Annotated in this window: 19 protein-coding genes and 2 tRNA genes; 9 read left to right on the forward strand and 12 right to left on the reverse strand. The window is 65.8% G+C overall.

The genetic code is table 11. The features are described from left to right. Positions 1-47: 47 nt before the first annotated feature. Complete coding sequence (locus tag ACPYIS_RS12050; RefSeq protein WP_424894576.1) at positions 48-833, forward strand: IclR family transcriptional regulator; 786 nt, start codon at positions 48-50, stop codon at positions 831-833. On the opposite strand, the gene ACPYIS_RS12055 is transcribed toward ACPYIS_RS12050, so the two are convergent. The 6 genes from ACPYIS_RS12055 to ACPYIS_RS12080 all read right to left on the reverse strand — a co-directional run bounded on the left by ACPYIS_RS12055 (position 812) and on the right by ACPYIS_RS12080 (position 8,256). Then, positions 812-1,960, reverse strand: coding sequence for a D-alanyl-D-alanine carboxypeptidase family protein (locus tag ACPYIS_RS12055; RefSeq protein ID WP_424894575.1), 1,149 nt, complete (start codon positions 1,958-1,960; stop codon positions 812-814). The two genes, ACPYIS_RS12050 and ACPYIS_RS12055, sit on opposite strands and share 22 nt — an antisense overlap. Positions 1,961-2,112: 152 nt before the next feature. Further along, positions 2,113-3,654 (reverse strand): 2-isopropylmalate synthase, encoded by a 1,542-nt coding sequence (locus ACPYIS_RS12060; protein WP_424894574.1) that lies wholly within the window; start codon positions 3,652-3,654, stop codon positions 2,113-2,115. A gap of 243 nt (positions 3,655-3,897) precedes the next feature. Continuing rightward, positions 3,898-4,701, reverse strand: a complete 804-nt coding sequence (pssA, locus tag ACPYIS_RS12065) for a CDP-diacylglycerol--serine O-phosphatidyltransferase (RefSeq protein ID WP_299018420.1) — start codon at positions 4,699-4,701, stop codon at positions 3,898-3,900. Between the two features lie 85 nt (positions 4,702-4,786). After that, the gene (gene ilvC, locus ACPYIS_RS12070) at positions 4,787-5,803 is read right to left on the reverse strand and encodes a ketol-acid reductoisomerase (protein ID WP_424894573.1); all 1,017 of its coding nucleotides are present in this window, start codon (positions 5,801-5,803) and stop codon (positions 4,787-4,789) included. Between the two features lie 36 nt (positions 5,804-5,839). Further along, entirely contained in the window at positions 5,840-6,331 is a 492-nt protein-coding gene (ilvN, locus tag ACPYIS_RS12075; RefSeq protein WP_299018424.1) for an acetolactate synthase small subunit, read from the reverse strand. Positions 6,332-6,477: 146 nt separating this feature from the next. After that, complete coding sequence (locus ACPYIS_RS12080; RefSeq protein ID WP_314227629.1) at positions 6,478-8,256, reverse strand: acetolactate synthase 3 catalytic subunit; 1,779 nt, start codon at positions 8,254-8,256, stop codon at positions 6,478-6,480. 387 nt (positions 8,257-8,643) lie between these two features. On the opposite strand from ACPYIS_RS12080, the gene ACPYIS_RS12085 reads away from it, so the two are divergent. Together ACPYIS_RS12085 and ACPYIS_RS12090 are read left to right on the forward strand one after the other, a co-directional pair. Then, positions 8,644-9,111 carry an RDD family protein gene (locus tag ACPYIS_RS12085; protein WP_366139699.1) on the forward strand — a complete coding sequence of 156 codons (468 nt, stop codon included), beginning with the start codon at positions 8,644-8,646 and terminating at the stop codon, positions 9,109-9,111. Continuing rightward, on the forward strand, positions 9,108-9,716 hold the full coding sequence (locus ACPYIS_RS12090) for a TIGR00730 family Rossman fold protein (RefSeq protein WP_299018431.1): 609 nt from the start codon (positions 9,108-9,110) through the stop codon (positions 9,714-9,716). Before ACPYIS_RS12085 ends, ACPYIS_RS12090 begins: the two co-directional genes overlap by 4 nt. 23 nt (positions 9,717-9,739) lie before the next feature. Here the strand turns inward: ACPYIS_RS12090 and ACPYIS_RS12095 are convergent, their stop codons facing one another. Together ACPYIS_RS12095 and ACPYIS_RS12100 are read right to left on the reverse strand one after the other, a co-directional pair. After that, positions 9,740-10,078 (reverse strand): P-II family nitrogen regulator, encoded by a 339-nt coding sequence (locus ACPYIS_RS12095; RefSeq protein ID WP_299018433.1) that lies wholly within the window; start codon positions 10,076-10,078, stop codon positions 9,740-9,742. 294 nt (positions 10,079-10,372) lie between these two features. Then, a complete protein-coding gene (locus ACPYIS_RS12100; protein WP_425973635.1) occupies positions 10,373-12,064 on the reverse strand; it encodes an NAD+ synthase in 1,692 nt (563 codons plus the stop codon). On the opposite strand from ACPYIS_RS12100, the gene ACPYIS_RS12105 reads away from it, so the two are divergent. Then, positions 12,063-13,289 (forward strand): GNAT family N-acetyltransferase, encoded by a 1,227-nt coding sequence (locus ACPYIS_RS12105; RefSeq protein WP_299018996.1) that lies wholly within the window; start codon positions 12,063-12,065, stop codon positions 13,287-13,289. The genes ACPYIS_RS12100 and ACPYIS_RS12105 overlap by 2 nt on opposite strands. Here the strand turns inward: ACPYIS_RS12105 and ppa are convergent. Both ppa and ACPYIS_RS12115 read right to left on the reverse strand, forming a co-directional pair. After that, complete coding sequence (ppa, locus tag ACPYIS_RS12110) at positions 13,268-13,804, reverse strand: inorganic diphosphatase (protein ID WP_299018998.1); 537 nt, start codon at positions 13,802-13,804, stop codon at positions 13,268-13,270. The two genes, ACPYIS_RS12105 and ppa, sit on opposite strands and share 22 nt — an antisense overlap. A 73-nt stretch (positions 13,805-13,877) precedes the next feature. Next, on the reverse strand, positions 13,878-14,390 hold the full coding sequence (locus ACPYIS_RS12115; RefSeq protein WP_424859056.1) for a TlpA family protein disulfide reductase: 513 nt from the start codon (positions 14,388-14,390) through the stop codon (positions 13,878-13,880). A gap of 128 nt (positions 14,391-14,518) precedes the next feature. Here ACPYIS_RS12115 and moaA point away from each other — a divergent pair, with 128 nt between their 5' ends. From moaA to glp, 3 genes are read left to right on the forward strand one after another with little or no spacing between them, the layout of a single operon-like run. Further along, positions 14,519-15,655, forward strand: a complete 1,137-nt coding sequence (moaA, locus tag ACPYIS_RS12120; protein ID WP_424859055.1) for a GTP 3',8-cyclase MoaA — start codon at positions 14,519-14,521, stop codon at positions 15,653-15,655. 5 nt (positions 15,656-15,660) lie between these two features. After that, complete coding sequence (gene mobA, locus ACPYIS_RS12125) at positions 15,661-16,320, forward strand: molybdenum cofactor guanylyltransferase MobA (protein ID WP_425973637.1); 660 nt, start codon at positions 15,661-15,663, stop codon at positions 16,318-16,320. A 39-nt stretch (positions 16,321-16,359) separates the two neighbouring features. After that, complete coding sequence (gene glp / locus ACPYIS_RS12130) at positions 16,360-17,649, forward strand: molybdopterin molybdotransferase MoeA (protein WP_424859053.1); 1,290 nt, start codon at positions 16,360-16,362, stop codon at positions 17,647-17,649. 48 nt (positions 17,650-17,697) lie between these two features. On the opposite strand, the gene ACPYIS_RS12135 is transcribed toward glp, so the two are convergent. Further along, complete coding sequence (locus ACPYIS_RS12135; protein WP_299019009.1) at positions 17,698-18,246, reverse strand: YggT family protein; 549 nt, start codon at positions 18,244-18,246, stop codon at positions 17,698-17,700. 36 nt (positions 18,247-18,282) lie between these two features. Beyond that, entirely contained in the window at positions 18,283-20,535 is a 2,253-nt protein-coding gene (gene rnr, locus ACPYIS_RS12140; protein WP_424860185.1) for a ribonuclease R, read from the reverse strand. A 63-nt stretch (positions 20,536-20,598) separates the two neighbouring features. Between rnr and ACPYIS_RS12145 the strand changes: the two genes are divergently transcribed. Both ACPYIS_RS12145 and ACPYIS_RS12150 read left to right on the forward strand, forming a co-directional pair. After that, positions 20,599-20,683: transfer RNA gene (locus ACPYIS_RS12145), tRNA-Leu, on the forward strand. A 152-nt stretch (positions 20,684-20,835) separates the two neighbouring features. Then, positions 20,836-20,920: transfer RNA gene (locus ACPYIS_RS12150), tRNA-Leu, on the forward strand. Positions 20,921-20,925 lie beyond the last annotated feature (5 nt).

Raw genomic sequence — 20,925 nt, forward strand, 5'->3', positions numbered from 1 at the left:
CGCCGGGATTTCATCTCGTAAAATGGATGCACATCATCCGAGCGACCATGCGCCCTTCGACCGATACGCCCCACCCTCAACCCAGCGTGCAGGTACTCGAGCGTATGTTTGCGCTGCTCGATGTGCTGGCCCGCCACGAGGACCCCGTCTCGCTCAAGACATTGGGCGAAGAGACGGGGCTGCACCCATCCACCGCCCATCGCATCCTGAATGACCTGGCCATAGGGCGATTCGTGGACCGCCCCCAACCGGGCATGTACCGGCTTGGCCTGCGACTGCTGGAATTGGGCAACCTGGTCAAGGCCCGACTCGACGTGCGCGAGGTGGCGCTGGGCCCCATGCGCGAGCTGCACCGCCAGATCCAGCAACCCGTCAATCTGAGCGTGCGCCAGGGTGACGAGATCGTCTACATCGAGCGCGCCTACAGCGAGCGTTCCGGAATGCAGGTGGTGCGCGCGATCGGCGGGCGCGCCCCGCTGCACCTGACGTCGGTGGGCAAGCTGTTTTTGGCGCAGGAAGACCCGCAGCGGCTGCGCGCCTATGCGACGCGCACGGGCCTGGCAGGTAACACCCCGAACAGCATCACCCAATTGCCCACACTGGAAAAAGAGCTGGCGCTGTGCCGCCGACTGGGCGTGGCACGCGACAATGAAGAACTCGAACCCGGCGTGCGCTGCATGGCCGCTGGCATCTACGACGACCAAGGCAGGCTGGTCGCGGGACTGTCGATTTCGGCCCCCGCCAATCGCATCGATGAGAGCTGGCTGCCCAAATTGCAAGCCACCGCGGCCCGCATCAGCGCCGCATTGGGTTACACGCCGACGCGCCCTTGACCCTGAGGCAGCGACTGTTCGAGCCAGTGCAGCAGTCGCTCGGCGTCGGTCCAGCGGGCCGACGAATCCGCCGCATCCATCAACACCATGATCAGGTTTCGCCCCGCCAGCCGCACCTGCATCGCGACACAGCGCCCCGCTTCGCGAATGTAGCCAGTCTTTTGCAGCAGAATATCCCAGCTACTCTCACGCACCAGCTTGTTGCTGTTGCGGTACTGAACGACGCGCCGGCCGCTGGCCAGCTCGTAGGACGGCGCGGTGCTGAGCTCGCGCAACATGGGCCGCTCTGCCGCCGCTGCCACCAGCCGCGCCAAGTCGCGCGGGCTGGAGCGGTTGTCAGGCGACAGCCCTGTGGGCTCGACGAAACGCGTCTGGGTCATGCCGATCTCGGCTGCCTTGCGGTTCATTGCCGCGACGAACGCCCCGACACCGCCCGGATAAGTCCGCCCCAACGCATGGGCGGCGCGGTTCTCGCTGGCCATCAGCGCCAAATGCAGGGCCTCACCCCGGGTCAGCCGGGTGCCGACCGCCAGCCGCGAGCCGCTGCCCTTGATGCGGTCGACATCATCCTCTGTAATAGTGAGTACCTCATCCATCGGCAGGTTAGCATCGGCGATGACCAAGCCCGTCATCAGCTTGGTCAGCGAGGCAATCGGCAGCACAGCGGCATCGTTCTTGCCGACCAGCACGGCATTGGTGTCACGGTCGATCACCAAGACGGCTTGAGAATGCAGATAGGCGGGATCGAGCGCCTGCGCCGCGGGCGCTGGGGTCGAAGCGGCGTCGAAAGATGCCGTCGCGAGTCCCGCGACTGCCGCCGCAGGCACCAGCGCAGATGGACGGGATGCCAATGCATTCGAGTCGCGCGCGACACGGTCGGTCACGGCCGGGGCGCGCCTGGGCACGTCCGCCTTGCGGGCTTGGAGCTTCTGCTGGTTTGTTTTCTTGGCCTTGGCGCGGGCGGTTGCCTTGGCACGCGGTTTGGCCGGCGCCTCGGCGCGATCCGCCTTGGCTACCTTCGCGGGCTTGCGCGGCGCCGCCTCGCACATGGCTGGGGGTAGTGTCAACCCCAACGCCACCAGCACGGTGGCCAGCGTACGCAACCCCGCGGTCGGGATGATGCTCATGGTGTCGGCCCCATTGGTTGACGACAATGGCATCAGTATAGGCCACGCCCCGGCGAAAACGTGCTTCTCGACAGCGCGTTAGACAAATTTTTTGAGGGTTCGATGCAACACCGGGCCGACCGCCCCATCGGCCCGGCGCGCAACTCGCCTACTCAGCCCTGCGCCGCCACCCGATCGACCTTGCTGTGCAACTTGGTCAGGGCCGAGAGGTAGGCCTTGGCCGAGGCCACGACGATATCCGGATCGGCCCCTACGCCATTGACGACGCGCCCGCCATGCTGCAAGCGAATGGTGACCTCGCCCTGCGACTCGGTGGAGCCGCTGGTGATGGCGTTGACCGAGTACAGCAGCAGCTCCGCCCCGCTCTTGACGTGCGATTCGATCGCCTTGATGCTGGCATCCACCGGGCCGTTGCCGTCCGCTTCACCCACGTATTCCTTGCCGTCGATGGTGAAGACCACGCGCGCGTGCGGTCGCTCTCCCGTCTCGGAGTGCTGCGACAGCGACACCAGGCCGTATTGCTCTTTTTCGGGCGTCACGCTCTCGTCACTGACCAAGGCGATGATGTCCTCATCGAAAATCTCGGCCTTGCGATCCGCGAGCTCCTTGAATTTGGCAAAGGCGTTGTTGAGATCGGTCTCGGACTCCATCTCGATGCCGAGCTCTTGCAGACGTTGTTTGAACGCGTTGCGGCCCGAGAGCTTGCCGAGCACGATCTTGTTGGTTGACCAGCCCACGTCCTCGGCACGCATGATCTCGTAGGTGTCGCGCGCCTTGAGCACCCCGTCTTGGTGAATGCCGCTGGCGTGCGCGAATGCGTTGGCACCGACCACGGCCTTGTTGGGTTGCACCACGAAGCCGGTGGTTTGGCTCACCAGTCGGCTGGCGGGAACGATTTGCGTGGTGTCGATGCCCACCTCGAGCCCGAAGTAGTCGCGCCGCGTCTTGACTGCCATGACCACTTCTTCCAGCGCGCAGTTGCCGGCACGCTCGCCCAAGCCGTTGATGGTGCACTCCACCTGGCGCGCGCCGCCGATCTTGACCCCGGCCAGCGAGTTGGCCACCGCCATCCCTAAGTCGTTGTGGCAATGCACACTCCAAATCGCCTTGTCCGAATTGGGGATGCGCTCGCGCAGCGTCTTGATGAACTGGCCGTACAGCTCCGGCACCGCGTAGCCGACCGTGTCGGGGATGTTGATGGTGGTGGCGCCCTCGTCGATCACCGCTTCCAGCACACGGCAGAGGAAGTCAAGCTCGGAGCGGTAGCCGTCCTCGGGAGAAAACTCCACGTCCGGACACAGGTTGCGCGCAAACCGCACCGCCAGCCGCGCCTGCTCGTACACCTGATCGGGCGTCATGCGCAGCTTTTTTTCCATGTGCAGCGGACTGGTGGCGATGAAGGTGTGGATGCGCGCCCGATTCGCACCGCGCAACGCCTCGGCTGCACGCGAGATGTCACGGTCGTTGGCGCGCGCCAGCGAACAGACCGTGGAGTCCTTGATGGTGTCGGCGATCGCCTTGACCGCCTCGAAATCGCCATTGGAGCTGGCGGCAAACCCGGCTTCGATCACGTCGACGCGCAGCCGCTCGAGCTGGCGCGCGATGCGCAGCTTTTCCTCTTTGGTCATGGAGGCGCCGGGCGATTGCTCGCCGTCGCGCAACGTGGTGTCGAAAATGATGAGCTTGTCGGTCATGGCGGAAACTCCTACAGGGATGGCTGCGGCCCCCATCCCGGCTGCGCGGTCGGCAAAACAAACGGCCCGCAGCGGGATGGCATGCGGGCCGTGGGGGTTAGGTTGCGCGCGCTAAACCGCCTGCCCGCCATGGGGTAGGCGCAGTAGGCGATTCAGCAAACGGTCCATGGGCGCAATGTATCACAAGCCGGGACTCCCAGCCCATGAACACCTTCCATCGCCGCGATAGGTCAAACCCATGGGTTACTCGTGCAGGCCGCGCTCGTCAGGCTCATCGGTGGACGTGCTGACCACGCTCACCGGACGCCCCTTGGCCTTGCGCACCGCATAGACGACATAGCCCGACAGTCCATAGAGCACGAACAGCACGAACAGGACCACTGGCGGGTGGATGTTGATGATGGCGATGCCCAGGGCGATGAGGACCAACGTCGCAAATGGCACGCTCTTTTTCAGGCTCAGGTCCTTGAAGCTGTAGAAGGGCACGTTGGTGACCATGGTCAGCCCCGCGTACAGCGTCAGGGCGAACAGCCCCCACTGCAGCCCATCGCCCGTGTGCCCCGCATCGGTGGCCAACCAGATGAAGCCGGCCACCAGCGCCGCGGCGGCGGGCGATGGCAGCCCTTGGAAATAGCGCTTGTCCACCACGTGGGTGTTGACGTTGAACCGCGCCAGCCGCAGCGCTGCGCAGGCGCAGTACACGAAGGCCGCGATCCAGCCCCAGCGCCCCAGATCGCGCAACGCCCACTCGTACGCCACCAGGGCGGGGGCGGCGCCGAACGACACCATGTCCGACAGCGAGTCCATCTGCTCGCCAAAGGCACTCTGGGTGTGCGTCAGGCGCGCGATGCGCCCGTCCAGGCTATCGAGCACCATGGCCACGAAGATCGCAGTCGTGGCCAAGTCGTAGCGGCCGTTCATGGCCATGACGATGGCGTAGAACCCGCCAAACAGCGCAGCCAGCGTGACCAGGTTGGGCAACAGGTAGATGCCCTTGGAGCGGCGAGGCGTGGGCGCCTCGAGGGAATGTTCGGTTTCTTCGATCATGAGCAAGCAGCAGGCCAAACATGCACCCCGGCCGAGACTCTGATGGCAGACTCTGCCGGGTGCGCAAGTGTACGCCCGCGCGGGCTCAGTTGCGGCTCTGGTCGACCAGCTTGTTCTTGGCGATCCAGGGCATCATGGCGCGCAACTGAGCGCCGACGACCTCGATCGGGTGCGCGGCCAGGTTGCGGCGACGCGCCGTCATGCTGGGGTAGTTCAGCCGCCCTTCCTGGATAAACATTTTGGCGTAGTCGCCGTTTTGGATGCGCTCCAGCGCGCGGCGCATGGCTTTGCGCGATTCCTCGTTGATCACCTCGGGGCCGGTCACATACTCACCGAACTCCGCGTTGTTGGAGATCGAGTAGTTCATGTTGGCGATGCCGCCCTCGTACATCAGGTCGACGATCAGCTTGAGCTCGTGCAGGCACTCGAAATAGGCCATCTCGGGCGCGTAGCCAGCCTCGACCAGCGTCTCGAAGCCCATCTTGACCAGCTCCACCGCGCCGCCACACAGCACCGCCTGCTCGCCAAACAGGTCGGTCTCGGTTTCTTCCTTGAACGTGGTCTCGATGATGCCCGCCTTACCACCGCCGTTGGCCATGGCGTAGCTCAGCGCCAGGTCACGCGCCTTGCCGCTCTTGTCCTGGTGCACGGCCACCAGGTGTGGCACACCGCCGCCTTGCAGGTAAGTGGAGCGCACGGTGTGACCGGGCGCCTTGGGCGCCACCATCCACACGTCCAAGTCGGCGCGCGGCACCACTTGGTTGTAGTGCACGTTGAAGCCGTGCGCGAACGCCAGCGACGCCCCCTGGCGGATGTGGGGCTCGACGTTGGCCTTGTACACATCGGAGATTTGCTCGTCCGGCAGCAGCATCATGACCACGTCGGCGGCCTTGACCGCATCGTCGACCTCCATGACGGTCAGGCCGGCTTTTTCGGCTTTGGCCCACGAGGCGCCCCCTTTGCGCAGGCCGACGACGACACGCACACCGCTGTCGTTGAGGTTTTGCGCGTGCGCATGGCCCTGGCTGCCGTAACCGATGATGGCCACAGTCTTGCCCTTGATGAGGCTGAGGTCACAATCCTTGTCGTAAAAAACTTTCATTGCTTGGGCTCCAGTGAGATACGGGGCAGGGTGGGGTCAGACCCGGAGGATGCGCTCGCCGCGGCCAATGCCACAGGCGCCGGTGCGCACCGTCTCCAGAATCGCGCTGCGGTCGATCGCCTGTAGGAAGGCGTCGTTCTTTGCCTGGTCACCGGTGAGCTCGATGGTGTAGCTTTTTTCGGTGACGTCGATGATGCGGCCGCGGAAGATGTCGGCCATGCGCTTCATCTCCTCGCGTTCCTTGCCGACGGCGCGTACCTTGACGAGCATGAGCTCGCGCTCGGTGTACGCGCCTTCGGTCAGGTCCACGACCTTGACGACCTCGATCAGGCGGTTGAGGTGCTTGGTGATCTGCTCGATGATGTCGTCTGACCCCGTGGTCTGGATCGTCATGCGCGACAGCGACGGATCCTCGGTCGGTGCGACGGTGAGCGACTCGATGTTGTAGCCTCGTGCCGAAAACAACCCGACGACGCGCGACAGGGCTCCGGCTTCGTTTTCCAGCAAAACGGCGATGATATGTTTCATGGGCGATTCCTCTTTTCGCCAACGTGCAGGCCCGGGGCCTGCACCGCCCTCCCCCACGCCCGGTAAGGCGTGGGCTTGGCGGGCGATAGATTCCTCAAAAAGTGGATGATGCTGCGCGACCCACGCCGGGCCGCGCTGCGCGATGGTCACAGATCCTCACTGCCCAACAGCATCTCGGTGATGCCCTTGCCCGCCTGGACCATGGGCCAGACGTTTTCGGTCGGGTCGGTGCGAAAGTCGATGAACACCGTGCGGTCTTTGAGTTTACGCGCCTCGCGCAGGGCCGGCTCGACGTCCTGCGGCCGCTCCACCAGCAGCCCGACGTGCCCGTAGGCCTCGGCCAGCTTGACGAAGTTGGGCAGCGCGTCCATGTACGAGTGGCTGTAGCGACCGGAGTATTCGATCTCCTGCCACTGCCGCACCATGCCGAGGTAGCGGTTGTTGAGCGACAAAATCTTGATCGGCGTGTTGTACTGCAAGCAGGTGGACAGCTCCTGGATGCACATCTGCACCGAGCCTTCGCCCGTGACGCAGTACACCTCGGCCTCGGGCTTGGCCAGCTTGATGCCCATGGCATACGGGATGCCCACGCCCATGGTACCCAGGCCACCCGAGTTGATCCAGCGCCGCGGCTGGTCGAACTTGTAGAACTGCGCCGCCCACATCTGGTGCTGACCGACGTCGGAGGTGATGTAGGCCTCGACGTCTTTGGTCATGTTCCACAGGGTCTCGATAACCATCTGCGGCTTGATGACCTCGGTGTTGTGGCGGTCGTACTTCAGGCAGTCGCGCGCGCGCCAGCCCTCGATCGTCTTCCACCAATCCGCGAGTGCCTGCTCGTCGGGACGCAGCGGGCTTTCGCGGATCATGGCGATCAGCTCGGTGAGCACGTCCTTGACGTCGCCCACGATCGGCACGTCCACCTTGACGCGCTTGGAGATGCTCGACGGGTCGATGTCGATGTGGATGATCTTGCGCTCGTTTTGCGCGAAGTGCTTGGGGTTGCCAATGACGCGGTCGTCGAAGCGCGCCCCCACCGCCAACAGCACGTCGCAGTTTTGCATGGCGTTGTTGGCTTCGAACGTACCGTGCATGCCCAGCATGCCCAGGAAGCGCCGATCGGTGGCCGGAAACGCCCCCAGCCCCATCAGTGTGTTGGTGACCGGGTAGTTCAGCAGGTCCACGAGCTGACGCAGCTCCGCCACCGCATTGCCCAAAATGACGCCACCACCCGTATAAATGTAGGGCCGCTTCGCCGTCAGCAGCAGTTGCAGCGCCTTGCGGATTTGCCCGCCGTGCCCCTTGCGCACCGGGTTGTACGAGCGCAGGGCGATGCTCTCTGGGTACCCGGTAAACGTGGTCTTTTTGAACGAAACGTCCTTGGGGATGTCGATCACGACCGGTCCGGGGCGGCCGGTGCGCGCGATGTGAAACGCCTTTTTGATGGTGACGGCGAGATCGCGCACGTCCTTGACCAGGAAGTTGTGCTTGACGATCGGGCGCGTGATGCCGACGGTGTCGCATTCCTGGAACGCGTCCAGACCGATGGCGGCCGTGGGCACCTGCCCGGTGATGATCACCATCGGGATGGAGTCCATGTAGGCGGTGGCGATGCCCGTGATGGCGTTGGTCACCCCCGGCCCGCTGGTCACCAGCGCCACACCCACTTCGCCCGTCGCGCGGGCGTAGCCGTCGGCGGCATGCACAGCGGCTTGCTCGTGCCGCACCAGCACGTGCTGGATGGTATCTTGCTTGTACAGCGCGTCGTAGATGTAGAGGACGGCGCCACCGGGGTAGCCCCAGATGTATTGAACGCCTTCTGCCTGCAGGCAGCGCACGAGAATCTCGGCGCCCATCAGCTCCTCAGCGCACGCCTGACCCGCTGCGGCGGCGGCAGACGCGACTTCGGCCTTGTTGATTTCCATGACTGACAACCTTTCAGTATTTCTCTGACGAAAAACCTCCGGTGCCCCTGGGTCACGCCCTTGTGAGGCGGCTTTGGGACTTGAGGCCAAGGCCATGGCGGTCGATCCGCTACCTTGACCCGTTTCGGTGTGGCAATGGGTTGATACCAGCTCGCATTATGGCACTGCAGCGCGCTTTTGGCACTGCGGGACACCGCTTTTTTGTTTTGCGCGGCCCCACCGCCCTGACCAGCAGGGCACCGACTCACCCATGAGACAATGCGGTCGATAACGGTTCCTGACCGCCCATCGCCCCCCGTTTCCCGCTGACCGTTGCGCATGCAGCCCCTGCCCGTCGACGCCACCCCCCCGCCCCTCCGCCTGATCGCCCCGTCGCTGCCCCGGCGCATGGCGTGCTGGCTGTACGAGGGCATGCTGCTGTTCGGTGTGGTGTTCATCGCTGGTTATTTGTTTTCGGCGCTGACGCAGACGCGCCATGCGCTGGACAACCGACACGCGCAACAGGCATTTTTGTTCGTGGTGCTGGGCATTTATTTCACTTGGTTCTGGCACAAAGGCCAGACGCTGGCCATGAAGACCTGGCACATCCGTGTCGTCGACCGCTGGGGACGGCCGCTGACGCAGACACGCGCACTGTGGCGCTACGTGCTGTCGTGGTCCTGGTTCCTGCCACCGCTGGTGCTGCGTGAATGGCTGCAACTGCCCGCGCTGGAGGTGCTGGTGTTGCTGGGCGGCTGGATCGCGGTCTGGGCGCTGCTCGCGCGCTTTCACCCCGAACGCCAGTTCTGGCACGACGCCTGGGCCGGCACCCGGCTGGTGGACAGCCGCACCCATCCCACGAACGTCGCGTCATGACCCCGGACCTGCCCTCGTCTCCCTCGGCGGCCTTTTCGCTGTGCGTCTATTGTGGCTCGCGCCCAGGTGTGGACGGGCGCTTTCTGGCATTGGCCGAGCAAGTCGGCACCTGGATCGGCCGCCACGGCGGGCGACTGGTCTACGGTGGAGGCAACGGCGGATTGATGGGCCGGCTGGCCGACGCGACGTTGGCCGCGGGCGGCATCGTCATCGGAGTGATGCCGGAAAGCCTGGTGGAGCGCGAGTTTGCCAAGCGCGACTGCACCGAGCTGCACATCGTGCAAACGATGCACCAGCGCAAACACATGATGGCCGAGCGGGCCGACGCCTTCCTCGCGCTGCCCGGGGGGCTGGGCACGTTCGAAGAGCTGTTCGAAGTGTGGACGTGGCGCCAGCTGGGCTACCACGACAAACCCATCGGCCTGTTGAACGCCGACGGCTACTACGATGGCCTGCTGGCGTTTTTGACCCAGACCGTGCGCGCGGGCTTCGTGGGTGACTGGCAACTCGACCTGGTCACCGTCGAGCGCACACCCGAAGCGCTGCTGCCACGTCTGGTCGAGGCGGCGGGCTGGGCACCCACGGCCGACCTGCGGCGCATCTGACGGCGCTGGCCAGCGACGCCGGATCAGACCGCTTCGTCGTCTTCTTCGCCGGTGCGGATGCGGATGACCTTTTCCACCGGCGTCACGAAAATCTTGCCGTCGCCGATCTTGCCGGTGCGCGCCGCGCGCACGATGGCCTCGATGCAGCGCTCCACGTCGCCGTCACGCACCACGACGTCGATGCGCACCTTGGGCAGAAAATCGACCACGTATTCCGCGCCGCGGTAAAGCTCGGTGTGCCCTTTTTGGCGCCCGAAACCCTTGACCTCGGTCACCGTCAGCCCCGTCACGCCCTGCTCGGCCAGGGCCTCGCGCACCTCTTCGAGCTTGAACGGTTTGATGACGGCGGTGATCTGCTTCATGCGCGGCGACTCCGGATCGGTTGGTGGGGAAAGGGGTGACGCAAGCATCTCGGTGCGGCCCCGAGCGCCCGCAGCACGAAATCTACCACAGCCCCCAAGAAATGACCGCGCGGGACGTCAGTCTTCGCGCATGACCAGCGCCCAGTCGATGACGACACCGGGTACGCTGTGCGCCGCAGTCGTGCCTTGCAGCGCTTGCACCTCGGGCTTGCCGTAGGCCCCCTTCACCAACAAATAGATGGTGACGATGGGTCCACCGGATGCACGAGCCAGTACTCGCGCGCAGGCCGCGCGTCAGCCGCGCCAGCGGTTGGTGTTGGGGTAGCGCCAGTCCTTGCCAAAGCTGCGGTGCGTCACGCGAATCCCCACGGGGGCCTGGCGGCGTTTGTACTCGTTGATCCGAATCAGCCGCACCACTTGCTCGACCGCCTGCGCGGGATAACCCTCGGCCACGATCTCGGCGGGGCTGCGATCGTTTTCCATGTAGCGCTCGATGATCGCATCGAGCACGTCGTAGGGCGGCAACGTGTCCTGGTCGGTTTGATCGGGGCGCAACTCGGCGCTGGGCGCCCGGGTGATGATGCGCTGCGGAATCGGATCGGGGCCGCGGCCGTAGGGGTCGTGCGCGTTGCGCCAGCGTGCCAGCCGCCACACCCAGGTCTTGGTCACGTCCTTGATGACGGCAAAGCCGCCGGCCATGTCCCCGTAGAGGGTGCAGTAGCCGGTGGCCATCTCGCTTTTGTTGCCAGTGGTCAGCACGATGTCGCCGAACTTGTTGGACAGCGCCATCAGCAGCGTGCCGCGAATGCGCGCCTGGAGGTTTTCTTCGGTGGTGTCGGCGGGCCGCCCCTCGAACAGCGGCTGCAGCGCCGCTCGAAACCCATCGAAGATCGGGCCGATCGCGATTTCGTCGTAGCGCACCCCGAGCCGTGCTGCCATGTCGCGCGCGTCCAGCCAAGAGATGTCGGCGGTGTAGGGCGACGGCATCATGACCGCGCGCACGCGCTGGGGCCCCAGCGCATCCACCGCGATCGCCAGCACCAGTGCCGAGTCGATGCCGCCCGACAACCCGATGATCGCGCCGGGAAAGCCGTTCTTCTCGACGTAGTCGCGCGTGCCCAGCACCAGCGCGTGCCACAAGTCTTCCTCGGTGGTGGGCTGTGGCGCCACCGGGCCCTGCACCGTCCAGCCACCATCGGCACACGGGTGCAGATCGACCCGCAGCACATCCTCGGCAAAACTAGGGGCACGCGCGGCCACGTCACCCTGCGTGTCGAGGGCGAAGCTGCGCCCTTCGAACACGATTTCGTCCTGCCCACCCACCAGGTGCGCATACACGAGCGGCAGCCCCGTCTGCCGCACGCGCTCGCGCATGGCACGCTCGCGCTCGTCGCCTTTGCCGATGTGAAACGGCGACGCATTGATGACGCACAGCACCTCGGCGCCAGCCGCCTTCGTCTCTGTCGCCGGCTGCTCGTACCACGCATCCTCGCAGATCAGCAGTCCGATGCGGTGGCGACGGCCATCGACCGTCACATCGAACACGCCGGGGGTGTCGCCCGGCACGAAATAGCGCCGCTCGTCGAAGACCTGGTAGTTGGGCAGTTCGCGCTTGGCATAGCGGTGCACGATGCGCCCCTCGACCACGACGCTGGCGGCGTTGAGGCACGGCGCGCACCCCACACTGCGCCCCGCGCGGGCCGTCGCCCCCGGGGCGGGCAGCGGCTGTCCCACCACAATGTGCAGGCCCAAAAGGTGCGCCGTCTGCGCCGCGACGGTTTGCACGGCATCATCGCAGGCATCGACGAATGCAGGCCGCAAATACAGGTCTTCGGCCGCATAGCCGCAAATCGCGAGTTCAGGCGTCAGCAGCACCTGGGCACCCTGCGCGTGCGCGGTGTGCGCGGCCTCGATGATGCGACGCGCGTTGCCGGCCAAGTCACCCACCATGAAATTGCACTGCGCGACTGCGATCCGGATTGCCATGGATGCCTCAACCTGCGACAAGGGGTTCGATTATCTCACCCGCATCGTGCGCGACCCGCGCGAGATCGACGCGCCCACTTGGAACGCGCTGCTATGGGCGCAGCCCGGTGGCAAGGCTTGCGGCCCGTTCATGCGTCACGAATACCTGTGCGCGCTGCACGAGACGGGCTGCGCCACGGCCGCCACCGGCTGGGCACCGCACTGGGTCACGTTGTGGTCGCGCGACGATGGCCGCTTGGTGGCCGCCGCACCCGCGTATGCCAAGGCCCACTCCTACGGCGAGTACGTGTTCGACTGGGCTTGGGCCGACGCGCACCACCGGCACGGGATCGCCTACTACCCCAAGGGCGTGGTCGCCGTCCCATTCACCCCCGTGGCGGGGCCGCGCCTGCTGGCGCGCGATGCGGCGGCGCGTGCGGCCCTCGTGCAAGCGCTGTTGGCGCACGCGCACGCCAGCGGCTGGTCTTCCCTGCACGTGCTGCTGGGCACACCCGACGACAGTCACGCCGCCGATGCCCACGGCCTGATGGCGCGCGAGACGGTGCAATTCCACTGGCACAACCAGCATCCCGAGCGTGGCGGACCGTTTACGGATTGGGACGACTTTCTGGCCAGCTTGAGCCACGACAAGCGTAAAAAAATCCGTCAGGAGCGCCGCAAGGTCGCCGACGCCGGGGTGACGATCGAGGCGCGGCGAGGCGACGCCATTTCACCCGCCGACTGGGACTTTTTCTTTCGCTGCTATGCGCAGACCTATTGGGAGCATGGCAACCCGCCCTACCTGAACGCCGCCTTCTTCCAATCGGTCGCCAGGGCGCTGCCGGATCACTGGCTGATGTTCATCGCGCGTGATGGGGCTGACCAGCCCATGGCCGCCAGCCTGGTCGCGCTTGGTGACGCCACTCCGCAACCACGGGCGGCCTTTGGGCGCTACTGGGGCGCGTTGGCGCGCGTGGACTGTCTGCACTTCGAGCTGTGCTACTACCAGCCGCTGCAGTGGTGCATCCACCACGGGGTGGCGCGCTTCGAAGGTGGCGCGCAAGGCGAGCACAAAATGGCCCGAGGCCTGCTGCCCACGACGGTGCACAGCCGCCACTGGCTGGCTCATCCGGCGTTTGCGCACGCCGTAGATAACTACTTGGCCCGGGAGCGCTCGGCAACGGCCGCCTATCAGGCGGCCTTGCAAGCGCACGCACCCTACCGTCAGGCAGACTGCGCGCGGTAGGCCTCGACGCCCGCCAAAATCTCCTGCCGGGCTTCTTCGACCGTACCCCAACCCAGCACTTTGACCCATTTGCCAGGGTCGAGATCTTTGTAGTGCTCAAAGAAGTGCTCGATGGTCTTGCGCTGCAAGGGGTGGAGATCCTCGACCGATTGCAGGTTCGAGTACAGGGGCAAGATTTTGTCTGTCGGCACGGCCAATACCTTGCCGTCCACGCCACCCTCGTCCTCCATCTTCAGGATGCCCAGCGCCCGACACGGCACCACCACGCCCGGCGGCAGCGGCACAGGCGTCAACACGAGCACGTCCACCGGGTCGCCATCGCCGGCGATGGTTTGGGGCACGTACCCATAATTGGCCGGGTAGTGCATCGCGGTGTTCATGAAGCGATCGACGAAGATCGCGCCCGAGGCCTTATCGACTTCGTACTTGATCGGCTCGCCATGCATCGAGATTTCGATGATGACGTTGAAGGCGTCGGGGACTTTGTTGCCTGGGGTAACTTGATTGAAAGCCATGACAAGCGAAGGGGTAGATAGCAGAACGACTGGCGATTGTGGTTTATTTTACTGGCACCAAACTGACGCCCCATCAGGTCAAAAAGCGCGCGATGCCCTCCACATCCTCGGGGAAGAGCTGTCCACGCTCGGCCATGACGATGCGGCCGTCACGCCCACGCACCAGCGTGATGGGCAGCCCCTTGGGCTTGGGCATGGCACGCTGTACCTCCGGCGTCACCCAGGCGCTCGGAAAGGTGTAGCCGCGCTGTTGCAGGTAGCGCCGCGCGGCGTCGGCCGTGCGGTCGATGGACAAGCCCAGCAACAGCCAGCCGGGCTGTGTGGCGTGAGTGCGCCAGAAGCGCTCGATGTGCGGCGACGTCACCGCACAAAACGGACAGGTGCTGGCCCACCAGTACAGCACCAGCACGCGCCCCTCGGCATCGGCGGGCTCGAACCGCGTGCCGTCTAGGCGCTCCATCGACGGCACGCGCCATGGCGCGCCCAGTGCTGGCAGGGCAGGCGCGCGCGCCTCGGCCGCCGCCACATCGGCCGGTTGGGCCCAGGCCCGCTGGCCACTCCAGCCTGCCAGTACGCTCCCTGCCATGTGTACCAACCAGTGTCTGCGTCGCCACATCACACAACCCCATTTCCTGTGACAGCATCCGCGCCGAGTACGCGGGATCCGGGTAAGTCTCGGTGGACATTCACCGCAATGCTGCTAATCTAGCGCACATGTCCGAGCGTGTCATTCCCTTGGTCGATCAGCGCATCGCGGCGCTGAGCGCACCGCGCCCCATCGTACCCATCGTGCCACGTGGCCATGTCGCGGACCGACTGGGTCGCCCGCTGCGGGATCTGCGCATCAGCGTGACGGATCGCTGCAACTTTCGCTGCAGCTACTGCATGCCCAAGGATGTCTTCACCAAGGACTACCCTTATCTGCCACACGCGGCGCTGCTGACGTTCGAGGAAATCACGCGGCTGGCACGGCTGTTCGTGGCGCACGGCGTGCGCAAGCTACGCCTGACCGGGGGCGAGCCGCTGTTGCGCAAAAACTTGGAGATCCTGATCGAGCAGTTGGCTGCCCTGCGCACGCCCGAGGGCGAGCCGCTGGACCTGACACTGACCACCAATGGCAGCCTGCTGCGCCGCAAGGCGCGGGCGCTGCGCGACGCCGGGCTGCAGCGCGTCACGGTCAGCCTCGACGGACTGGACGACGCCGTCTTTCGCCGCATGAACGACGTCGATTTTCCCGTGGGCGAGGTACTCGATGGCATCGCCGCCGCGCAGGCGGTTGGGCTGGGGCCGATCAAGGTCAACATGGTCGTCAAGCGCGGCACGAACGACGACCAGATCACCCCCATGGCGCGGCATTTTCGCGGCAGTGGTATTGTGCTGCGCTTCATCGAGTACATGGACGTGGGCGCCACCAATGGCTGGCGCATGGATGAAGTGCTGCCTAGTGCCGACGTGCTGGCACGGCTGCAGCGCGAGTTTGCCCTGGTGCCGCTGGAGCCGAGCGCGCCGGGCGAGACCGCCCAACGCTGGGGCTATGCCGGACCCGATGGGCGGCACGATCCCCAATTGGGCGAAATCGGCCTCATCAGCAGCGTCACACAGGCTTTTTGCCGCGACTGCAACCGCATCCGTCTGTCGACCGAGGGCAAGGTCTATCTGTGCCTGTTTGCCGACCGCGGCTATGACTTGCGCAGCCTGCTGCGCGGTGGGGCCAGCGACGAAGACATCGCGTCGTCGCTGGCCGCCATCTGGCAGGGACGCAACGACCGTTACTCCGAACTGCGCGCCCTGCTGCCGGCGGAACAGCGCAGCGCTGCACGCCGCATCGAAATGAGCTACATCGGGGGATGAAGCGCATGACCGCGGGGGAATCACCTGTACCGGGCAGCGTCACCGGCGTTGTGCTGGCAGGCGGTCAGGGCAGCCGCATGGGCGGCATCGACAAGGGGCTGCAAACCTACCGCGGCGTGCCGCTGGCCCTGAACGCACTGCTGCGCCTGCGCCAGCAGCGCGGCGACTGGATCGGCGACGTCATGATCAACGCCAACCGCCATCTGGGGGCGTACGAGGGGTTCGGCGTTCCCGTCTGGCCCGACACCGTTGGCGGCTTTGCCGGGCCGCTGGCGGGAATGCTGACCGCGCTCACCCATGCGCAAACGCCATTCGTGCTGACCGTGCCGTGCGACGCGCCGCGCTTTCCGCTCGACCTGGCCGACCGGATGTGCCAGACCCTGATCGAACACCAGGCCGACTTGGCCATGGCCGCTGGCCCAGAGGCTGACGGGCGGGTACGCACGCAACCCGTCTTTTTGTTGCTGGGCACCCACTTGCTGGAAGATTTGGACCGCTTTCTGAGCGAAGGGGGACGCAAGATCGACGCCTGGACGGCACGCCACCGCTGCGTGCCGGTGGCGTTCGACCGACCGAATGACGACCCCCTCGCCTTTGCCAATGTCAACACGCTGGCCGATTTGCACGCGCTGGAGACCACGGCCACCCCTGCACAACACCCGTGACGCGCCGCCGGGCGCGTCGCCACGATCCCACTGCTTCTCATGAAAAGCCTGGAACAGATTGCTGCCGAGCTGCAGGGCTACGACCCGGCCGCCCTGCCCGCCCCCCTCGTCGTCGATTTTCTACACCGCATGGTCGAGCCGGTGGCGGAGCTCGAAACCGTCGCCGTGGTCGACGCGCTGGATCGCGTGCTGGCGCGAGATATCCTCTCGCCCATCGACGTGCCGCCGCACGACAACGCGGCCATGGACGGCTTTGCGGTCCGCGGTGCGGCGCTGTCATCCGACCGCGACACCGCGCTGCGCGTTTTGGGGACGGTGGTCGCGGGCGGTCCGCGCTGGACGCAACCCGTGCCCGACGATGCCTGCGTGCGCATCATGACCGGGGCGGTGATGCCCGAGGGCCTGGATACCGTCGTGCCGGTCGAGTTCGCCCGCGTGCGACCCGACGGGAGCGTCGTGGTGCCCGCCGGTGCGGTTCGGCCCGGAGAGCACCGGCGCCTGCGCGGTGAGGACTTGGCGGCGGGTAGGCCGGCGTTGCGTGCGGGTGAGCGGCTCGGGCCCGCTGCGGTGGGGCTCATCGCCAGCCTGGGTATCGCGCAGGTGCCGGTGTGGCGGCGGGTGCGGGTGGCATATTTTTCGACCGGTGACGAAATCCTGTCGCTGGGTGAGCCGCTGCGCGAGGGGAGCATCTACGACAGCAACCGCTACACGGTAGGGACGATGTTGCGCCGCCTCGGGGTCGAGGTGATCGACTTGGGCGTGGTGCGCGACGCGCCCGACGCGCTGGAAGCGGCATTTCGGCACGCAGCCGCGCAGGCCGACGCCGTCATCACCAGCGGCGGCGTCAGCATGGGCGAGGCCGACTACACCAAGGCGATGATGCGCCGCTTGGGCGAGGTGGTGTTTTGGCGCATCGCGATGCGCCCGGGGCGACCGATGGCGGTCGGGCGGCTGCGCCAGAGCGATGATCGCCCGCCCACGCTGTTGTTCGGCCTGCCCGGCAACCCCGTCGCGGTGATGGTGACGTTTTTGGCTTTCGTACGGCCGGCGCTGCTGCGCCTGATGGGTGCACGCGCAACGCTGCCGATGCCGATGCGGGCCCGCGCCGCCGAGGTCATGCGTAAAAAACCCGGCCGCACCGAATACCAACGGGGCATCGTCTGGCGCGCGGCCGATGGCAGCGTGCACGTGCGCACCACGGGCAATCAGGGATCGGGCGTGCTGCGCTCGATGGTCGAAGCCAATGCGCTGATCGTGCTGGGCCACGACCAGGGCACGGTCGCCGTCGGTGACGAGGTGGACGTGTTGTTGTTCGAGGGGATCCTCTGACGCCTGCGGTGCAACTCGCCCGAGTGGACGTTTGCCGCCGCAACCCGATCAGCCCAGCAACATCAGGCCGATCTGCAGCAGGATCAGCAGCACCAGCACCGACAGATCGACCCCGCCGATCGTGGGCAGCAGCCGGCGCACCGGGGCGAGCAACGGATCGAGCAGCCGCCCCAGGGTGCCGATGAGCGGCGAAAACGGCTGCACCCACGTCAACACCGCGTACACCAGCAGCAACACCATCAAACCCTGCAGAGCCGTGCGCAGCAGCAGCTGCAGTGCCAGCACGGGGACGGTGACCGCAAAGCCCAAGGTTTGCACCCCGGGCAGAGCTCCCCCCCAAAGCAGGTGCAGCAGACCCGCATGCGCCAGCGCCAACACCACCGCCGCCAGAAAACTGCCCCAGTCCACGGTGGACTGCGGCCAAGCGCGTGGCAGCGTGCGCCGCAGGGGTTGCACGATCCAGTCGGTCAGCGCCATGATGAATGGCCCGGGCTGGGCCGTCATGCGCAGTCGGCGCGTATTCATCCAACCCCGCAGCAGCGCCGCGCCCACCAGGAAGAAAAACACGGTATCGAGCAGGAAAACGACGATGCGCATGGCCATGACACTCGAATGCAGGGACTCGGGACAGTCTCAACCACGCCCGCTGCGCGGGTGTCGCGCACGGCGTGGCGCTGGCGATTGTGCCGCAGGCTTGGCGCCGCCGCGCGCCGATTTGCTCTGCTGCCCCTTGGCGCGCGTGCGGCGCCCGTGGGTCGGCTCGGCGCTGCCCTCGCCCCCCTCGCGCTCTGGTCCGCCCATGGCCGCACGCGCCGTGCGTGCCTCTGGCGCCATCTCGTCGTCTCGAACCAGGCGAAAGTCGATGCGACGGCCATCCAGATCGACCCGGCTGACCTGTACCGCGACCTTGGAGCCGAGCGTGTAGCGCACACCGGTGCGTTCACCGCGCAGTTCTTGGCGACGCTCGTCGTAGCGGAAATACTCACCGCCCAGTTCCGTGATATGCACCAGCCCCTCGACATAGAGGGTATCGAGCGTGACGAACAGGCCGAAGCTGGTGACAGCGGTGACGGTGCCGGTGAACTCTTCGCCCAGGCGCTCGCGCATGTACTTGCACTTGAGCCAGGCCTCGACGTCGCGGCTGGCCTCGTCGGCCCGGCGCTCGTTGGCGCTACAGTGCAGCCCCGCGGCTTCCCAACCCAGCACCTCGTTCGACGGTCGGCCGCGCGAGCGTTTCATCGCCTCGGACGCGCCGCGCTCCTCCAGCCGCTTGGCCAGCTTGGCCTGCGCCTCGCCCGGTAGCGGCAACTCGGGCAAATGGTAGCGCTCGCCTTTCAAGATGGCTTTGATGACGCGGTGCACCAACAGGTCCGGGTAGCGCCGGATGGGGCTGGTGAAGTGCGTGTACGCCTCGAACGCGAGCCCGAAGTGCCCGACGTTGTGCGGGGAGTACATGGCCTGCTGCATCGAGCGCAGCAACATCTGGTGGATCTGCGGCGCATCGGGCCGGTCCGCCGTGGCCTGCGAGATGGCCTGAAAATCGCGTGGGGTCGGCAAATCCGGCACGGTATAGGGCACCCCCAACGCCTTGAGGTATTCGCGCAGGATCTCCACCTTGTCCGGCGACGGACGCTCGTGCACGCGGTACAGGCAGGGGTGCTGGTGGGTGGCGATGAACTCGGCAGCGCACACGTTGGCAGCCAGCATCGCCTCCTCGATCAGCCGATGCGCGTCGTTGCGCGTGCGCGGCTCGATGCGCTCGATGCGTCCCGCCTCGTCACAGACGATCTGCGTCTCCACCGTTTCCAAATCCACCGCGCCCCGTGCCTGCCGCGCCGCGAGCAACGCGCGATAGACGTCGTGCAGATTCAGCAGGTGAGGCACCAAGGCTGCATGCCGCTGTGCCTCTGGTCCCCGCGTGTTTTGCAGAATGGCCGCCACCTCGGTGTACGTGAAGCGCTGGTGGCTGTGCATCACCGCGGGGTAGAACTGGTAGGCCTGGACCTGCCCCTTGGCATCGATGAGCATGTCACACACCATGCACAAGCGGTCCACGCCTGGGTTGAGCGAGCACAACCCGTTGGAGAGCTTCTCCGGCAGCATCGGAATGACGCGGCGCGGGAAATACACGCTGGTGGCTCGGTCATAGGCATCGATATCCAGCGCCGAGCCGTTGCGCACATAGTGGCTGACGTCGGCGATCGCCACCAGCAGCCGCCAGCCCTTGCCGCGACCGACGCGCGCCGGTTCGCAATACACCGCATCGTCGAAATCGCGCGCATCCTCGCCATCGATCGTGACCAGCGGCACGTCGGTCAGATCGACACGGCCGCGCCGGTCGGTGGCGCGCACCCGATCCGGCAAGGCGCGCGCCTCGGCCACCGTGGCCTCGGAAAACATATGCGGCACTCCGTACTTGCGCACCGCGATTTCGATTTCCATGCCCGGATCGTCGATGTCGCCAAGCACTTCCTTGACCCGTCCCACAGGCTGTCCATACAGGGCGGGTGGCTCGGTGAGCTCGACCACGACCACCTGCCCGGGCTGGGCCGAACCGGTTGCGCCCTTGGGGATGAGCACATCTTGGCCATAGCGCTTGTCTTCCGGCGCCACCAGCCAGACACCGCCTTCGTGCAACAGCCGCCCGATGATGGGGGTGTCGGCGCGCGCCAGAATCTCCGTCACCCGACCCTCGGGGCGGCCGCGGCGGTCCTGGCGCACGATGCGCACGCGCACGCGGTCTTTGTGCAGCACTGCGCGCATCTCGTTGGGCGGCAGATAAATGTCAGGCTGACCGTCGTCGCGCACGACGAAGCCGTGGCCATCGCGGTGGCCAACGACCACCCCTTCGATTTCGGTCAGGACAACTGGGTTCTTTTCTTTCACGGACAAATGGGTTTCCTGCGGGCGCGGCCCGCGTCATGTGTATAATTTTGGCTCTTTCCTTAAGCCCAGGTGGCGGAATTGGTAGACGCACTAGTTTCAGGTACTAGCGCCGAGAGGCGTGGAGGTTCGAGTCCTCTCCTGGGCACCAAAGGCAAACCGTCGGCTTGTCAGTGCTGACACATCACACGTGGTGAAGTGCATCAGTCGCGCCTGACAAGGCCCTGATCATACCGCGAGCCAGGCTCGCCGTGACGGGCGGTCAACGGTAAAAAGTTGTTATAATTTCGGGCTGTCCGGTGCGCCCAGGTGGCGGAATTGGTAGACGCACTAGTTTCAGGTACTAGCGCCGAGAGGCGTGGAGGTTCGAGTCCTCTCCTGGGCACCAGTGAC

The sequence above is a fragment of the Tepidimonas sp. HKU78 genome, assembly GCF_049860815.1.
Classification (GTDB): domain Bacteria; phylum Pseudomonadota; class Gammaproteobacteria; order Burkholderiales; family Burkholderiaceae_C; genus Tepidimonas.

Coding starts and splice junctions, on each gene's coding strand:
- ACPYIS_RS12050 (WP_424894576.1), top strand. CDS start 48: ATGCGCCCTTCGACCGATACGCCCCACCCTCAACCCAGCGTGCAGGTA.
- ACPYIS_RS12055 (WP_424894575.1), bottom strand. CDS start 1,960: ATGAGCATCATCCCGACCGCGGGGTTGCGTACGCTGGCCACCGTGCTG.
- ACPYIS_RS12060 (WP_424894574.1), bottom strand. CDS start 3,654: ATGACCGACAAGCTCATCATTTTCGACACCACGTTGCGCGACGGCGAG.
- pssA (WP_299018420.1), bottom strand. CDS start 4,701: ATGATCGAAGAAACCGAACATTCCCTCGAGGCGCCCACGCCTCGCCGC.
- ilvC (WP_424894573.1), bottom strand. CDS start 5,803: ATGAAAGTTTTTTACGACAAGGATTGTGACCTCAGCCTCATCAAGGGC.
- ilvN (WP_299018424.1), bottom strand. CDS start 6,331: ATGAAACATATCATCGCCGTTTTGCTGGAAAACGAAGCCGGAGCCCTG.
- ACPYIS_RS12080 (WP_314227629.1), bottom strand. CDS start 8,256: ATGGAAATCAACAAGGCCGAAGTCGCGTCTGCCGCCGCCGCAGCGGGT.
- ACPYIS_RS12085 (WP_366139699.1), top strand. CDS start 8,644: ATGGCGTGCTGGCTGTACGAGGGCATGCTGCTGTTCGGTGTGGTGTTC.
- ACPYIS_RS12090 (WP_299018431.1), top strand. CDS start 9,108: ATGACCCCGGACCTGCCCTCGTCTCCCTCGGCGGCCTTTTCGCTGTGC.
- ACPYIS_RS12095 (WP_299018433.1), bottom strand. CDS start 10,078: ATGAAGCAGATCACCGCCGTCATCAAACCGTTCAAGCTCGAAGAGGTG.
- ACPYIS_RS12105 (WP_299018996.1), top strand. CDS start 12,063: ATGGATGCCTCAACCTGCGACAAGGGGTTCGATTATCTCACCCGCATC.
- ACPYIS_RS12100 (WP_425973635.1), bottom strand. CDS start 12,064: ATGGCAATCCGGATCGCAGTCGCGCAGTGCAATTTCATGGTGGGTGAC.
- ppa (WP_299018998.1), bottom strand. CDS start 13,804: ATGGCTTTCAATCAAGTTACCCCAGGCAACAAAGTCCCCGACGCCTTC.
- ACPYIS_RS12115 (WP_424859056.1), bottom strand. CDS start 14,390: ATGGCAGGGAGCGTACTGGCAGGCTGGAGTGGCCAGCGGGCCTGGGCC.
- moaA (WP_424859055.1), top strand. CDS start 14,519: ATGTCCGAGCGTGTCATTCCCTTGGTCGATCAGCGCATCGCGGCGCTG.
- mobA (WP_425973637.1), top strand. CDS start 15,661: ATGACCGCGGGGGAATCACCTGTACCGGGCAGCGTCACCGGCGTTGTG.
- glp (WP_424859053.1), top strand. CDS start 16,360: ATGAAAAGCCTGGAACAGATTGCTGCCGAGCTGCAGGGCTACGACCCG.
- ACPYIS_RS12135 (WP_299019009.1), bottom strand. CDS start 18,246: ATGCGCATCGTCGTTTTCCTGCTCGATACCGTGTTTTTCTTCCTGGTG.